We start from the raw sequence: 14,923 nt of genomic DNA, 5'->3' as shown, positions 1-14,923 counted from the left end.
TGAATCAGATGGATATTTGGTGCTGATTTTGAGTCTAGCGTGCCTGCAACAGGAATGGGTGTTTGGGATCCCAGGTTTGCATTTTGTTTTCAACCATGTGAAACGGTTGTGAACACTATCGCTTTATTTTTTGGCAATAAATGAATGTAATGAAAAACATTCATTCCAAAAGTTGATGAATCCAGATGATAAAGACCGATGATCTGATTTTATTCGTGCAGGTCGTAGAAGACGGCTCCTTCAGCAAAGCGGCAGATAACCTGGGGATCACCAGTTCCGTGGTGAGTAAGCATATCGCCCGGCTTGAAAATGAACTGGGCGTTCAATTGCTGTTTCGCACCACGCGCAGTATCCGGCTGAGTGAAGCCGGAAAAGTGCTGTATCAGGGGGCAAAACATGTCAAACAGGCGGCAGCCGAGGCCGTGGATGCCGTCAGTGGTTTTGGCGAAAGCCTGAGCGGGCACGTGAAGATGTCTGTCCCGACGATTTCAGGTGAACTCTTACTGGCCGAAGCTGTGGCCGGTTTTTGTCAGCAGCATCCGAAGATCACGGTTGAGATGTCGATGGAAAACCGGTTTGTGGATGTGGTGGGTGAGGGATTTGATCTCGTCATTCGTACCGGCTATCTGGAAGACTCCAGTCTGATTGCCCGCCATCTGATTGATTCGCAATGGGTGGTCTGTGCCTCGGCCGATTACTGCCGCCGGGAAGGAAAGCCCCGGAAGCCTGAAGATTTGTTGCACAAGAATTGTCTGCAATATGCCTATCAGAGCACTGGCGCAGCAGAATGGGAGTTTCTGGATGAACACGGGCAAGGATATACGCTCAAAGTCCGCGGTAATCTGACGACGGACAATGCCGCCGCGCTCCGAAAGGCCGCTTTGGCCGGTTATGGGATTGCATACATGCCGCGATGTCTGGTGTACCACGATTTAATGTCGGGTGCCTTGATTGATCTGTTACCCAATCAGGTTGGCAAGAAACTGGGAATTTATGCCGTTTACCCGTTCACGCGCCAGCCATCACAAAAAATTCGCTTACTGATCGAGCATATTCGTCAGGCTTATCAGGCGATTTCTCATTATTTTTAAATGAGCTGCCCGGTAATTTTGTGATCTGCCTCTATACTAGACTGTAAGTGTCCATCAGCTCGTAATGAGACATGCCTGAAAGGTCAATTGCCCAGAGGGAGTCAGATGAACTGGTATCTTTACGCACTCAAAAAGTACGCGGTTTTTGCAGGACGTGCTCAGCGACAGGAGTATTGGTACTTCTTCCTGATTAATCTGGTGATTACATTGGCGTTGGGCATTGTCGATCATCTGCTCAATACCCCCGGCTCGGAAGATGGTACCGGGCTGCTCGGGGGAGTCTATTCACTGGCCGTACTTTTACCCTCGGTGGCTGTCGGTATCCGGCGGTTACATGACATTGGCCGATCTGGCTGGTGGATGCTGCTCAGCCTGATCCCGGTTCTGGGCTTTCTCGTTTTACTTTACTTTTTTGTGCAGGACGGCCAGCCCGGCACCAACGAATATGGCCCTAATCCGAAAGAAAACAACGATATGGGTCAAATGATGGTGTAATTCACCAAAAGATGCCCCCCATACATCCTGCTCCAAGCGTAAATCCCTCATGCTTTGACAAGAAGTCGCTGCGACAGCTGCCAACCTCATTGCTTCTTTTTTCTATCTCCTCAGAACTTTGCCCCAAAGCACAGATATGCAATCCCGAATATGCCTTTAGAAGAAACCTGTCCCATAACTGAAAAGTGCGGTGATAACTGCAATTTTATTTTGTTCAGTGACTTCAGTGTCAAGGGCGGTAGCGTGTTTGGTGCATGTAGTGGCAGACGGCGGTGGCAGTTCAATGTCGCTTTTCAGATGTGGATACACTGTCGCTGAATTAGGGTGAGATGAGATACACGACATGATGTCGTATATTTTATTGAGTTGTTGATGTGACACTCTTGATTATATATTTATCAGTCACTTATGTTTTATTTGGCCCGTGGGTATATATGACATGATGTCGTTGAATAAAATGTTAGGCTACAAATGTGCAACAAAGGAAGTTAGTTGAATGAATGAAACATTAATAGGAGCACTAAATAGTATTGGAACTCCAATAGTTATTATTGCATCTACAGCCATAGCAATAATTATCGGTAAGGTATCAAAAAGACTATCTGTAGCCGCCGGTTTTATTTCTGTTGTCTCTGTTGCCTTATATGTACCAATAGATCTATATCCAAAAGCAAGGGACGCATTTGAACCATTAGAAATTGAGGTTATCCCTAAGTCGGTGTTGACCTACTCTTCGGATATGACAGGGATAGAATTGGTTATAGATGCGCGTCAAGGGAGTAAATCGGTTGCTGAAGTTCGTATACCAAAGCCTGCTGAGGATCTATTTTCAGATAAAATAGTATCTTTGCAAAGGAGTACATATGGAGACTCTTACGATGTTAAGGTCGGAAACATCAATTTGGGAATGCTCAAAGACTCCGAGATCGAATCTAAAGGTTTTGTCCGACCAGAGGTCAATGTGACACCGAAATCAATAGTAAGCTCCAAGCGTATATATGTAGGCAAATCTTGGGTTGTTAACAATACTCAAGCAGGAAAATTAACACTTAATTTCGTAAAGACTGATAAAGGTGGTGTGGTACTTAAAATGCATTCTTCAAACTTTGGAGAATCTCAACCTGAGTCAATTACGCTAGAAAATAAGAGCTTTGATGTTATGTCATTTGAGGGTAAGTATGAAGCGACAGTTTACATTCAAGCAGCTGATTTTAGTCAGGCGGGTAATGAATGGGCAGCATTCACTGTTATCGTACAGTAGCCTAACAAAGCATTTAATCGTGATTCCTTACTCTTGGCGGTTTCGCTTCGCTCAAGTATGGCCAAGCGTGCGTCACACCTTAATGCGGCGTTATGTACTCGGGATGCATAGGGAATGAGAGAGTTTTACGAATTTGAGGAATTGGTAAAAGATGTTTTCCGTCATCAAGGATTTAAAATTGATGATGAGAATAAGATGTACCAAACCGATGGAGGTAGAACAGAATTAGATTTCTCTGCAACCATTCAAAATAAAAGGTATGTGGTAGAGGTAAAGTTTTATCGCCAAAGTTCTCAAAACACATCTCTTCTTAAAAAAGCAACTAATCAACTTCTCAGATTAATGGATTTAACCAATATATCTAATGGAATATTGGTCATCTCTAGCTATGTTAGACCCGAACATATCGAAGAATTAGAAAGATTAGGGATCATAGTTATCTCCAGACCTGACATATTTAATATGGCGTCAGGGTCAATAGAGTTATCTGAAAAGCTATCATCCTTACTTGAAGATGATAGCGAGTTTTCTTCAAAAGAAAATAAAATTCAAAAAATAAAATCATCAAAACCGACTAAAAGGCCAAAAGCAGAGGAGTTCCTTGATTTTATATCGAGTACACCATGCTTATGCAGTGAATTAAAAAGTATACATGGTGGAAAGAAAGGGTGGTCAGATTACGAGAAAAAATGTACAGAAATATTAAAATACCTGTTCGACTTGGATTTAACAGGCTGGCAAACCCAGCAACGTACTGATGATGGGCTTAACAGGTTTGATCTTGTTACGAGAATAAGAACAGTTTCAGATTTTTGGATGTTTATATGTAATGAGCTAGATAGTAGATATGTGGTGTTTGAGTTCAAGAACTATAAGCTCAAGATAAACCAGGGGCAGGTCTTAACCACTGAGAAATATCTACATAAAAGAGCCCTTCGATCAGTCGCTTTTATCATTTCAAGAAAAGGAATTAGCGATAACGCATTGAAATTCTCTCAAGGGGCTATGAGGGAACATGGTAAGTTAATAGTTAATCTGACAAATGAAGATCTATGCAATATGCTCGATATGAAAGAGAAGGGAGATGATCCTAATGACTATATGTTTGAAAAGGTTGATTCATTCTTAATGTCATTACCCCGATGAATATCGTACATAATAAGGCCCTGCTGTCGGACAAATTTTACGCTGCGCTCCAAATTTGCCGCAGAGCGCGGCGTTATATTTCTCGGGGAATTTGAAATATGAATGACGAAGAACATTTTAAGGAAAATTATTCGCTGTTTGAAAGCTTGGTGAGTGCGGCAGTTGATGTGTCAGATAAGTCTGGAGGTATACTAACTTCAGGTCAGCGGATAGAAGCTACAAAAATCTATACTAGGTTAACTCTGAGTGCTATCACACTAGAGCGTATTCTTCCCACAAAATTCGGCATTTGGGACTTTTCATCAATAGCTATATTAGCTCGTAGTTTTATTGAAACTGCTCATCGTTATTGCTATATCTCGGAAATGGAACTGTCTGATGACGAATTGGAGTTTAGGAGAAAGCTATACTTCTTTCACGCGAATATGGAGAAGTATCGTCTTTACTCTAGTCAACCTGAACATGAAGTATTAGAGTCATTTAAAGTAGGGTTGCCTCAAAGTAAAAAAGAAATTGTTGAGTCTGCGTTTTTCCTCTTACTTCCTAAGCACATGCAAAACAAGATTAAATCTGGCAATGCAGATATGCATATTAGTGATGAAGTTATTTCAAAGCGTTGCGGTTTAATAAAGGAGCAATATTCTTTTTACTATCGTATTTTGTCTAACCATAGTCATGGTTCACCACTGTCGTCAACCTCACAATCTAATACTCGTGGTAGGGGTATTAAGAATGATGATGAGCTATTTTATATTACGTTGACCTTGTAGATTTTAAATCGATATCTGTCGCATGTAATTAGCAATCAAATCGACCTTTTGTCGTTAGAGCAGGAGTGTCAGTATAGCTTAATTTTAGCGAAGAAGGGTTTCATCAAATCCGAAATATAACAAACTGTTCAAGAGGGTTTCGCAACGCGTGGCATTTTCAGTTCAAGGTTGAGTTTCGTGTTTACGGTGCAATGGTTTAGTATTCCAAAATGCCGCACAAGATCTTTCATTTATTATGGAAGAGCATGGTGGGGAATTTCAGTTTGCTTAGGCTAACAAAGCGTTTAAGGCAGAATGGTTTAGGTTGGATGATCGCGTCGTTCACCACTTAACACGGCATTAGCCATTTGAGACACAGCATATAAACCGAGAGTAATTTATATGAATAGAGGGAGTTAATGAAATGATGTCATCAACAAAAATATCAATTGGGTTTACTATAGCATGGTTATTACTAAATATGATTGCTAGCGGTTCTGTACCGAGTAGTTTGCACGATCCTGATTTTGGAGAGAAAGTTGCTACAGCTTCATCGTTTCAAGGTCTCAGTAATCTCTGCTTAATAGTCGCAATAGTGTCTATTATAGTTACTGGATTTAAAAAAGTTATGAGTAAACAAATAGAGCATCATGAAACAACTATAACGACTGGTGATAATTCGATAGTCGCAACGAATAAATCGACCGTGGCCACTGGAAACGCATCAATTGATCAAAGCACAGTTGTTAATATTCAAAGTGGTCTCGAAGGAATGAGCAATGAAACACTTTCTGCCATCGAAGAGCTGCTTTCATACGCTAAATCTGGCTCTCTAAGTACGGAGGACCAATCTGTAGCAAGTTTTATAGTCGAAGATATTGAGTCGGCGTTATCTTCTGACTCCCCAAATATAGATAAAATAGTGAGTTTTTCTAATAAGCTTGCTTCTCTAATTGAAACTTCAAAGCCCGTAGTAGAAAGTGTAATCAAAGCTATTCAGTTACTAAAAGGCTAACAAGCGCATGTTGTCGGACTCTCTTTCCGCTGCGCTTCAAATCAACCGAAAATGCAGGAATTATATCTTTGGAGATAAAAGTGGCATTGAATCGATCAGAAGAGCAATTAGTCAATAGAGAGACAGAACTTGGCGAAACTCTACCGCATGATTATCGTGAATCAATGAAAGTAGAAAATGGTGGGGAAGCTAGGACTGAAGAAGATGATTGGGAATTGTATTCAATCAAGGACACTTCTGGTCGAAAAAGGTTAGCTCGTACTTATAACATATTATTGAAGAAAAAAAGTCGTGTTTTGGCTTTGGAAACTTTCCTGAATATACATTAGTCATTGCTAGTAATGGCCTTGGAGAGCAAATTGTTTTCTTAAAAGGAGCAGGGAAATTCGAGCCAAAAGTATATATGTAGTCTCATGAAACTGGGGAAATTCAGCTGCTCGCGAGTTCATTTGCCAAGATAGAAAAGCTTTAACAAACGGTTCAAGTGATACTCGCAACGCCTGACATTGGCCGATCTGGCCGGTGTATGTTGCTCAACCGGCTTTCAATTCTGAGCTTCCTCATCTTACTTTACTTCTTTGTGCAGGACGGCCAGTCCGGCACTAATGAATATGGCCCCAACCCGAAATAAAACAATGACATGGGTTAGGTGATGGTGTGAATTGCCTGCAGTTACACCCGCCTGATACAGTCTGTTTCTTGTTGAAATCCAGTGCCAAATTCATAGCACTGGCTTCCAGTGCGCCGCTTCAAATCTCATCGTTTTTATTTCATTTCAATTCCCTCAGAACTTTGCCTCAAAGCACAATTCCGCATCCTCAAGTATGTCTTTTATGAAAGTTGTCCCATAACTGGAAAGTATGGCGACAACAGCAATTTTTATTTTTAATTCTCCGGCGACTTCAGTGTTATGGGCGGTAGCGTGTTTGATTCAGGGGAGTGGGAGTAAAATCAGGACAGACGCCCTAAAAACTGATTGCAGGAACCGAACGGGTAGATTTTAATGCGTCGCTATCCGACGTGATGTTGGAATACACGAAGACATGTTTTTTTGATTTAAATTCAGGTTTATTTACCGGGTGAGTTTTATTCGTATCACCCGATATACTCAAGGAGAATATTCAAGTACTTGTTCAATTCATCTTGTTTACTTTTGTTGATAAAAATAAAAACTTAATTTTTTGTATGTATGGCTGAATTTTTTCAGTTAAATATCAGATTGGAGTAAGAATGTATTGGTTTAATTTAAATTTCACAGAATTTTGTGAACTGTCTGGTAAAGCATGAATACTGACTGAATGGTTTTGATGCAGTCTCATTGAGGTTTTAAATTGAAAAGTTCAGGGCCCTTTGTGACAGGTTTATGCTCTTTTGCAGTAATAAAGCATTGGTTTTAGGTGTCGTGAATGCTTTTGAACTCGCTAACCCTAATACACCATTTGGTGAGGGTTAATATCTGAAATAATTAATGGAAGGAGTATATACATGTTTAAAATCAAGAGGCACTGGATATTAGGCGTCCTGGTCTTCACAGGGGCTCTACCCATAAAAAACGTCAGTGCTGTGGGTACTGAGTTTGGCGGCTGTATGGAAGAAACCGCAGGTTTTGCGGTGCAGTGTACGGCGAATGATGTAAAAATCGCTGGTGTAGCGACTAACCCCGACGGAACGCCGAAGCTTGAAATTCTGGATGACGGCTGTGCTTATCAAGGTGATGTTGTGCAGTTTACTGCGACATTTGATATCGAAACCACATCAAAAGAGCGACATGATGTTGGGATCTACTTTGTCACGGATGGCGATCCTAACTCGGATGGTGCAAAAAGCGGGCAATGCAGTATCTCTACTTTACCTTTCCAGCCGTCACCCCCTTGGCTGGATCTGGACGGTACAAACGATCCCTATCCGGGCACAACCACACCTTCAGGTGTACAGGATGAATGTGGTGACATTGCAAAGCCTGGGTATAACCCGCTTTCACCCACTTTTACTTTAACCGCTACGTGTGTTGACCCGGATAATGATGGCCAATTAAACCTGCCATATTGTACGAGTTGGCGCCAGTCCGGAGCGAATGAGCTTTGCGTGACCCCTTCTGATGCATACCCGGGCTCGCCTTCTAAATGTAAGTGTGATGATTCCTTTAACATTCCAATCGCAGTCCCGCCAGCGGAATTGTTAGTTTCGAAATCGGTCAATCCACAAACGCTAGCAGAGCCGGGGGGGAGTACGACATTTACGGTAACGGTAACGAATGTGGGTATCGACCCGCAAAATAACGTGACATTAAATACACTGACAGACAGCATCTACGGTGACATTACGACAGCAAATCACGATGGTATTGTCAGTACGACTTGTAGTGTTCCACAGACTATTCCGTCAGACGACAGAAATCCGGGTGGCATTGATACCTATACGTGTCATTTTACGACCAATATTGTCGGTAACGCGGGTGATGTAGAAACAGATATCGTGACCGCCAGTGGCATTGATGATAACGGCAATCTGTTATCAGGCGAAGACACTGCACAGGTTACCATCACTGATTTGTTACCCAATATTGAGCTCATCAAAACCGCTTCGCCAGAACAGTTGAATGAACCGGGTGGTTTGGTCACGTTTTCTGTCATTGTCAGCAACTCAAGTCCGGCAGCATCAGATCCGGTCACCATCAATTCGCTGGTCGATAACGTTCATGGGGATTTAAATGGACAAGGTGATTGTTCGGTCCCGCAAGTGATCGCGGTTGGGGCAAACTACAGCTGTTCATTCCAGATCAATGTCGTTGGGAATGCGGGTGGTTCTGAAACCGATACTGTTACAGCGTTAGGTAAGGATGATGAAAATAATCCAGTCAGCGCGAGTGACTCTGCAACGGTTGTGATTCTCAACACGCCCTCCAGTATTGGAGTGATAAAAACGGCTTCTCCATCAACGATTGAAGAACCGGGTGGTAACGTCACTTATACATACACAATCAATAACACCTCAAGTGTTGATCCGGTGACCATTGATGTCGCTGATGACGACAAGTTAGGCATGCTGAATGGTCAGGGAAACTGTAGTCTTCCACAGGTAATAGCACCAAGTGGTTCTTACACCTGTACGATTGTCACCTTTGTCTCAGGCAACGGGAATACGGCAGTGACGAACATCATCACTGTGTCTGGTTTAGATGATGATGGTGAAATCGTCAGTGCTGTGGATGATGCGACGGTGAATGTTCTCAATGCGCCGCCAGCCGCATCAGTGGTGAAACAAGCCACGCAGGCTGTGGTGACTTATCAAGTGAGTATCTCGAATGATTCGGATGCTGAAGCGCTGACAATCACAAGTCTGGTTGATAATTTGTTTGGAGACATCACTCAGGTCACGGGTAGTATTCAGTCGACAACTTGTTCTGTACCTCAAGTGATTCAACCTGCGGCACAAGTTGAAGACACCTATAGCTGTCAATTTACTGCAATTGTGACAAGCTCTCCACATGTGAATACTGTGACGGCAACGGTTGAAGATGATGATGGTTCGCAGCCCATCATGCCAAGTGATTCTGCAACAGTCAGTTTTGAATAATACAGCCAGTTACCAATAGATTGAAAAGAGCATATGTCGTCATATGCTCTTTTTGTTTCATTGTTTGGCGAAATCCGTTGCCTACAGAGCATACTTATCCTGTTTCCGACTGAAATCCAGCGCCTGTGCCAAGCAATGGCAACACATCAGGCACTTCCGCTTCAAACTTCATCACCTTCTTTCTCCACCTTTTCAGAACTTTGTCCCGAAGCACAGATATGCAACCCTAAACATGCCTTTTAATGAAACCTTGCCCATAACTCAATATGATGACTGTTACAGAAATTTACATCCTTCAGTAACTTGAGTGTTAAGGGCGGTAGCGTGTTTGATTTTTGGTGGTGGGGCAGGCGTCGGTGGTGGTGTGATGTCGCTTTTCAGATGTGGATACACTGTCGCTGAATGAGGATGTTTTATCAGATGGTGGTAAAAGTGCCTGGAAACAAATGGTTATGATTTTTGATTAAATGAGATACACGACATGATGTCGTATATCTTATTGAATTGTTTTTGTGATACTTTGATTATGTCTTTATTTATCAGATGGTTATGTTTCATTTGGTCTGTGAAGATATATGACAGAGTTATACGACATGATGTCGTTGAATAAAATGTTAAGTGTCTGAAGCAGTATCAATCAGACTACAAGAAAACCATAAAAGAAGGAGAGTTTTATGACTTCGAAAGAAGATGTAGTTAAAAAAATGGATGAGCTGCTTCCGAGCTTAAACAGTGAAGAGCAAACTATATTGAGCAACTTGCCAGAGGAGTATGAAATTGACGTACCATATTATACCCAAGAGAAAATGTTTTGGTCTGGCTGTGCCATTGTTCAAATGCTCAGAGATTTCCATGAAAGGATAGTGCCGCCACAAGAATTAATTGCTCATGATGCAAGATGGACTAATTGGCAGGAGTTCGACCATGAAACGTTATCTGAAGACTTAGTAAGGTATCTGGCGCGTTTAAATTATATGCCCAATGTTTATTATCCTGGGCATTATGTTTTACCTAATTTTCCTACTGGTGTCGAGGGTGCTGATTTCATATCAGGCAACGCAGAGATGTTCGCAGAAAGAGATTTCGAATTTTTTAAAGCAATTGTTTTCTCTACTAAAGCTCCTGCCTTTGTGAGGGTACATTTTACGACACAGATGTATCCAATGCCTGAGGAAATGGCAAGAGTGCTAGATACATGTGGCCATGCAATGTTGATTACTGGTTGGAATAAGGAAGGATTTATTGTCAATGACCCTTGGAATAGAGATGAATGGGGAGGCACTAGAGGGGGTAAATGCACTCTAATTCCCTATGAAGAGCTTACGTCTATACCCTCAGTAAATTGTTGCAAAGATCTCGTGGGCTCATTTCAGCCATTAAAAGTGAAATTTCATCCAATGAAAATGGCAATACATGAAAATCGAGAACTAGACATAAATGTGAACGTGTCGATCTCAGGACTTAGTGGAATTTTCGGTGGAATTTACCAATTAACTGACGTTACAGCAGAGCTAGTTGTAGATGAACGCTTAGAGTTGCTTAGCGATGAGCTTATGACATCTACAAACACCACACTTTCTGGTGGTGAGGCTTTGGACTTCAACTGGAAAGTTAAAACGGGGCCTAGTAGAACTTCATACTCGCTTAAAGCTATCGTTAAGGGCGTGCTAGAAATACCTGCTTATCCTTGGGAACCACATGCTAAGACCGAATCCTTAACAATCCAAGGAGAAGCAATGTTTAGAGTTGATACGAAAATGAAAAGCTGGCTTGATCAGTATGGCCGTCATCCTAGATTTGCAAGTAGTACGCGCAGATAAAACACTTAACAAAAAGCTCAAGCGGATGCACTATCGTGCACCGCTTAGCTTGGCGTTATACGTAAAGGAATCGAATGGAACAAATATTAAAAAATCTAAATGATCCCTCATGGTGGTTTACGGGAATATTTTTTGTTCTTGTGGGTCTTTTTCTCACAAAGATCCTATTTAGCTGGGTTCCAAATATCTTCAAAAGTGTTTCCAGTAAAATCCCCGTCTATGGAAACATGCTGTCCCGAAGACTAAAGCTACGGATGCTTAAAGCAGTCAAAAAGAATCGACAACATGAAGTTAGAGTCAATTGGGTAATAGCAAGATATTGGAGTTTGGCAACAATAACTATTATCTATGCTGTCTTTGCTTTGATTATGTTTTTACTATATCCAAAGCAGGAGGCGGCAGGGGTAAGGCATCAACTAGTCCCTTTGATGCTCTTCATTCCTATGTACTTTCTTCAGTTTCTTACGATTCTAGATAAGAAGATAACATTAAAAGTTATCAAGGCTCACATCCAATGGAAAAAACGTATAACAAGCCGCTCAAAACCGACGCCAAAAAGTGGCGCGGTTTAGCGTGGCGTTAAATGGCACAAGGTATGTGGCAAAGAATTGAAGTTTCTGGGATGACTCTGGGGTTATTGGGCGTATGTATTGTGCTTATAGAGATCTTCTTCTGGAGTCATATACCGAAAGAAGTTCGCCAATATTTTTACGGAGGTGAGCCTGGAGCAGTTATTGCGGGCATCCTTATAGTTATTGGCCTACTAAGCATTTTGTTGTTTTTAGCTAATCTATTTTTTAAGCGTTTTCGCTTCTGGTGGTTAAGGTTACTTGGCGTAATTGCATTATTTTTGGGCATTGTTGTAATTGGCGCTTCTGGCATTTAACAAGGCTAGGCAACATCAGCGCACAAAAATACGTGCGCTTGGACGTCCAACACTTCGCTTCTGCTGTGTTGTTCGCTTCGCTCTCAACTTAACACAGCAGAAGCTACGTATTGGCCGCCGTTGCTAGCGGCGTTATAAGCCTTAATTGGAGATTGTTATATATGGAAACAGAAAGGCTTAAACTAGTGCCTCCTTCAATGGAATATCAGCCTTTGATGCTCGAAGCGATATTAGAAAGCCAAGATGAGCTTGGTGTTTATCTTCCTTGGGTTCCATATGCGTTGACTGAAGCAGAGTCTATCGAGAATACAAAGCAAGCTATCAGCAATTTTGAGAACTTTGAAGGTGAGTTACGATATTCAATCGTCGAGAAAAGCACTGGTCGTTTTCTAGGAGCAATAGGGCTTATCATTCGTGACAAAACAGTCCCGTATTTCGAAATTGGTTATTGGCTACGTAGTTCGAGCGTTGGTTATGGCTTCATTTCGGAAGCAGTCAAAGCTGTAGAAACTTACGCATTCAAAGAACTTAAGGCTAATCGTCTCGAAATCAAAGCTGCTGTAAATAACTTGAAAAGTCGATCTGTAGCAGAGCGTGGTGGATATACATTCGAAGGGATACTGTGCAATGACCGAAGATTGCCGTCAGGTGAGTTGAGTAGTACGGCAATGTATGCGAAAACAGGCTTATAACAAAGCGTTCAAGACGGATTCACAACGCTTGGTATTTTTAGTTTCAATCAACTTTAGTGTATACGGCACAATGATTTAGGCTAGGTCGTAGGCGTTGTTCACCACTTAACGCGGCGTTAGCTGTCATAAGGTGCTATGAAAAAAGTAACGGAATATTTCGAGAAATACAGAGAGGCATCAAGGCACCTTCGAAACATTTATTATGTTCCTAAAGATGATGATGTGTGGGATATATTGGATGATTTTGAGGAGGTTAGCGTATTACTCTTTAAACATTTAGTATGTGCGCCATTGAATATTGGTTATGAGAAATACGATTGGTTTAATGAGTCAATTTCATGCTTCAAACTACAGGCGCAAGGTTCGCGATTGCCAATAATGATCAATCGAATACCAAATGTAAATCACGGGTACTGGGATCACGAGATACATACCGTTGATCCAGATGATTTAACCCTCGATTTTATCTGTTACTTTGATTGGAATCCTCAAGGCGTTATCGATAATCGCTACATTATGTGCAAAATAAGTGGCGCTAAGGTTTCAAAAAATGTCATTGGGCACATTGCTCTGGTTGAGTCGCACTATGTCGAAATTCATCATGCAGGCCACAGCTAACAAACCGCTGCACGCCGACACATACTGCTACGCTCGTTTTTGTGTTTCGCTGCGCGCCACTTTACACAAAAACGCTCTCCGCAGTATGTGCGGGTGAGCGGGGCGTTAAGCATTAGCCATGATTTATAGATTTTTACTCGTCGTATTGTTAGCTCTATGCCTTGCTGGATGTAAAACGGCTGAGGTGTATCATTTTATCCATGATGAAACTGAGGCCGATCGTAGAAGTCTGCAATGGTCACTGCCAAACCCGGAACTAACGTCTGAAAATATAAATACTGGCCAGCCATACCTTGTTGTAGATTTCTACAGGTTCTGGCCTGGCTATTCGGCAAGCGCATATGTGTATATCGTTCAAAATAGTGGAGCTCCAGTCGAGTTAAAGTCGATTTCGGTAACGTCTTCCCAAACTGGTGAAAGCCTTTATCTGCAACTAAATTTGGATGCTTCTCCAAAGACTCTTGAAGGAGGGTATTACTTGTACCGTTACAGAGTAATTGATGCAGCAACATCAAATAAATTTTCGGAAGCTGATTCTCTTAAGGTATCAATCAAGTGGTCCGAAAAAGTTGGAAAGGAAAAAATATCTACTTTTGAACTAAAAAAGAAAGTCAAGAGTGAGGTGGTATGGCCCACCTAAAATGCTTAACAATGCGCTGCAGGCCGACGGTCAACTTTGTGCGCTTTATGCGCGGTCGCTGCGCTCCCATTATCGCGCATAAAGCGCCCAAAATTGTCCGCGGCTGAGCGCGGCGTTATGCCTACAAGTGATTGATAAGTCGATAGTAAGCCCATATATAGCTATTATGTGTTTAATTGCAATGTAAGGTGTTTTATGAAATCTCGTGAGCTTAATACTATTCATGATCTGATCGTTTCAAACTACCAAATCAAACCACTAGGTGATGGTAAGTTTGAGCATTCGTTTACGCCAGCTACAACTGATACTGTTTATAAGTTTATTGCTAATGGTACAGCAGAAGTTGAAGAAGGCGAGCGTTACAATATTGGATATTACGTTGATGACCACGGCGATAAAATTATCGACTTGTCGGCTTTATCAAAAAATACTGAAGTAAACCCAATTATTAGCCTCTTGTTTGCTAAAGAAGAAGCAAAAGGTAAACACGTTATAAACAAAGGCAAAAATGATGAGCGCGTTCACCATGATGCCACCGATGGTTACTATTGGGGCAAAAAGTATGCGTGGCGTGAGTATGGATTGGTTGTTCCAAAAAAAGTATTTTATGACTACCTAGCTGAAATCGGCTTCCCTACTGTAGATTGTGAAACGATCAACCCAGATTTAGCCTTCACCTCTAACGAAAAGTCAATTGCTTACAAAGATGAAGGATTGGAAAAAGCAATTGATGACCTAATCATGTCTGCCAAAAAAGAAACTAAGACGTTGTACAAATCACCTTTATTCTCACGTCGTTTCACTGTTCGTGGAATTAGTGCAATCACTGACAAAAAGTAGGCATAACAATCTGTTTAAGAGTGATTCGCAACGCGTGGCATTTTCACCATGCGTTGCTTTTAGTGTTTAAGGTGGTATGCGGAAGCTTCGGTAT

The 14,923-nt window shown here is 41.7% G+C and carries 16 protein-coding genes; all 16 read left to right on the top strand.

All coding sequences use genetic code 11. The features are described 5' to 3' along the window. The first annotated feature begins 188 nt into the window (after positions 1-188). The 16 genes from L4174_RS09790 (at position 189) to L4174_RS09720 (ending at position 14,829) form a co-directional block, all read left to right on the top strand. Positions 189-1,091, top strand: coding sequence for a LysR family transcriptional regulator (locus L4174_RS09790; protein WP_248141672.1), 903 nt, complete (start codon positions 189-191; stop codon positions 1,089-1,091). Positions 1,092-1,196: 105 nt separating this feature from the next. Beyond that, entirely contained in the window at positions 1,197-1,586 is a 390-nt protein-coding gene (locus L4174_RS09785; protein ID WP_248140581.1) for a DUF805 domain-containing protein, read from the top strand. A 496-nt stretch (positions 1,587-2,082) separates the two neighbouring features. Next, positions 2,083-2,847, top strand: coding sequence for a hypothetical protein (locus L4174_RS09780; protein ID WP_248140580.1), 765 nt, complete (start codon positions 2,083-2,085; stop codon positions 2,845-2,847). Positions 2,848-2,961: 114 nt separating this feature from the next. Further along, positions 2,962-3,993, top strand: a complete 1,032-nt coding sequence (locus L4174_RS09775) for a restriction endonuclease (RefSeq protein WP_248140579.1) — start codon at positions 2,962-2,964, stop codon at positions 3,991-3,993. Between the two features lie 98 nt (positions 3,994-4,091). Further along, positions 4,092-4,763: a DUF5677 domain-containing protein gene (locus L4174_RS09770; protein ID WP_248140578.1), complete on the top strand. Its 672-nt coding sequence runs from the start codon at positions 4,092-4,094 to the stop codon at positions 4,761-4,763. Between the two features lie 403 nt (positions 4,764-5,166). Further along, on the top strand, positions 5,167-5,757 hold the full coding sequence (locus tag L4174_RS09765) for a hypothetical protein (protein WP_248140577.1): 591 nt from the start codon (positions 5,167-5,169) through the stop codon (positions 5,755-5,757). An 80-nt stretch (positions 5,758-5,837) separates the two neighbouring features. Further along, positions 5,838-6,086: an SMI1/KNR4 family protein gene (locus L4174_RS09760; RefSeq protein ID WP_248140576.1), complete on the top strand. Its 249-nt coding sequence runs from the start codon at positions 5,838-5,840 to the stop codon at positions 6,084-6,086. A 155-nt stretch (positions 6,087-6,241) separates the two neighbouring features. Beyond that, complete coding sequence (locus tag L4174_RS24125) at positions 6,242-6,388, top strand: DUF805 domain-containing protein (protein ID WP_371929332.1); 147 nt, start codon at positions 6,242-6,244, stop codon at positions 6,386-6,388. Positions 6,389-7,242: 854 nt separating this feature from the next. Continuing rightward, a complete protein-coding gene (locus L4174_RS09755) occupies positions 7,243-9,333 on the top strand; it encodes a hypothetical protein (RefSeq protein ID WP_248140575.1) in 2,091 nt (696 codons plus the stop codon). Between the two features lie 674 nt (positions 9,334-10,007). Continuing rightward, positions 10,008-11,153: a hypothetical protein gene (locus tag L4174_RS09750; protein WP_248140574.1), complete on the top strand. Its 1,146-nt coding sequence runs from the start codon at positions 10,008-10,010 to the stop codon at positions 11,151-11,153. A gap of 74 nt (positions 11,154-11,227) precedes the next feature. Continuing rightward, entirely contained in the window at positions 11,228-11,725 is a 498-nt protein-coding gene (locus tag L4174_RS09745) for a hypothetical protein (protein ID WP_248140573.1), read from the top strand. An 11-nt stretch (positions 11,726-11,736) separates the two neighbouring features. Continuing rightward, positions 11,737-12,039: a hypothetical protein gene (locus L4174_RS09740; protein WP_248140572.1), complete on the top strand. Its 303-nt coding sequence runs from the start codon at positions 11,737-11,739 to the stop codon at positions 12,037-12,039. Positions 12,040-12,200: 161 nt separating this feature from the next. Next, a complete protein-coding gene (locus L4174_RS09735; RefSeq protein ID WP_248140571.1) occupies positions 12,201-12,731 on the top strand; it encodes a GNAT family N-acetyltransferase in 531 nt (176 codons plus the stop codon). A 135-nt stretch (positions 12,732-12,866) separates the two neighbouring features. After that, entirely contained in the window at positions 12,867-13,349 is a 483-nt protein-coding gene (locus L4174_RS09730; RefSeq protein WP_248140570.1) for a hypothetical protein, read from the top strand. 118 nt (positions 13,350-13,467) lie between these two features. Continuing rightward, complete coding sequence (locus L4174_RS09725; protein WP_248140569.1) at positions 13,468-13,989, top strand: hypothetical protein; 522 nt, start codon at positions 13,468-13,470, stop codon at positions 13,987-13,989. A 195-nt stretch (positions 13,990-14,184) separates the two neighbouring features. Then, a complete protein-coding gene (locus L4174_RS09720; protein ID WP_248140568.1) occupies positions 14,185-14,829 on the top strand; it encodes a hypothetical protein in 645 nt (214 codons plus the stop codon). Positions 14,830-14,923: the final 94 nt, after the last annotated feature.

The organism is Photobacterium sp. CCB-ST2H9, assembly GCF_023151555.2.
In the GTDB taxonomy this organism is placed as follows: domain Bacteria; phylum Pseudomonadota; class Gammaproteobacteria; order Enterobacterales; family Vibrionaceae; genus Photobacterium.
This window is presented reverse-complemented; position numbering and strand designations above follow the sequence as displayed.

Excerpts from the sequence above, each read along its gene's own strand:
- L4174_RS09785 (WP_248140581.1), top strand. The coding sequence starts at position 1,197 with ATGAACTGGTATCTTTACGCACTCAAAAAGTACGCGGTTTTTGCAGGA.
- L4174_RS09780 (WP_248140580.1), top strand. The coding sequence starts at position 2,083 with ATGAATGAAACATTAATAGGAGCACTAAATAGTATTGGAACTCCAATA.
- L4174_RS09775 (WP_248140579.1), top strand. The coding sequence starts at position 2,962 with ATGAGAGAGTTTTACGAATTTGAGGAATTGGTAAAAGATGTTTTCCGT.
- L4174_RS09770 (WP_248140578.1), top strand. The coding sequence starts at position 4,092 with ATGAATGACGAAGAACATTTTAAGGAAAATTATTCGCTGTTTGAAAGC.
- L4174_RS09765 (WP_248140577.1), top strand. The coding sequence starts at position 5,167 with ATGATGTCATCAACAAAAATATCAATTGGGTTTACTATAGCATGGTTA.
- L4174_RS09755 (WP_248140575.1), top strand. The coding sequence starts at position 7,243 with ATGTTTAAAATCAAGAGGCACTGGATATTAGGCGTCCTGGTCTTCACA.
- L4174_RS09750 (WP_248140574.1), top strand. The coding sequence starts at position 10,008 with ATGACTTCGAAAGAAGATGTAGTTAAAAAAATGGATGAGCTGCTTCCG.
- L4174_RS09745 (WP_248140573.1), top strand. The coding sequence starts at position 11,228 with ATGGAACAAATATTAAAAAATCTAAATGATCCCTCATGGTGGTTTACG.
- L4174_RS09740 (WP_248140572.1), top strand. The coding sequence starts at position 11,737 with ATGGCACAAGGTATGTGGCAAAGAATTGAAGTTTCTGGGATGACTCTG.
- L4174_RS09735 (WP_248140571.1), top strand. The coding sequence starts at position 12,201 with ATGGAAACAGAAAGGCTTAAACTAGTGCCTCCTTCAATGGAATATCAG.
- L4174_RS09730 (WP_248140570.1), top strand. The coding sequence starts at position 12,867 with ATGAAAAAAGTAACGGAATATTTCGAGAAATACAGAGAGGCATCAAGG.
- L4174_RS09725 (WP_248140569.1), top strand. The coding sequence starts at position 13,468 with ATGATTTATAGATTTTTACTCGTCGTATTGTTAGCTCTATGCCTTGCT.
- L4174_RS09720 (WP_248140568.1), top strand. The coding sequence starts at position 14,185 with ATGAAATCTCGTGAGCTTAATACTATTCATGATCTGATCGTTTCAAAC.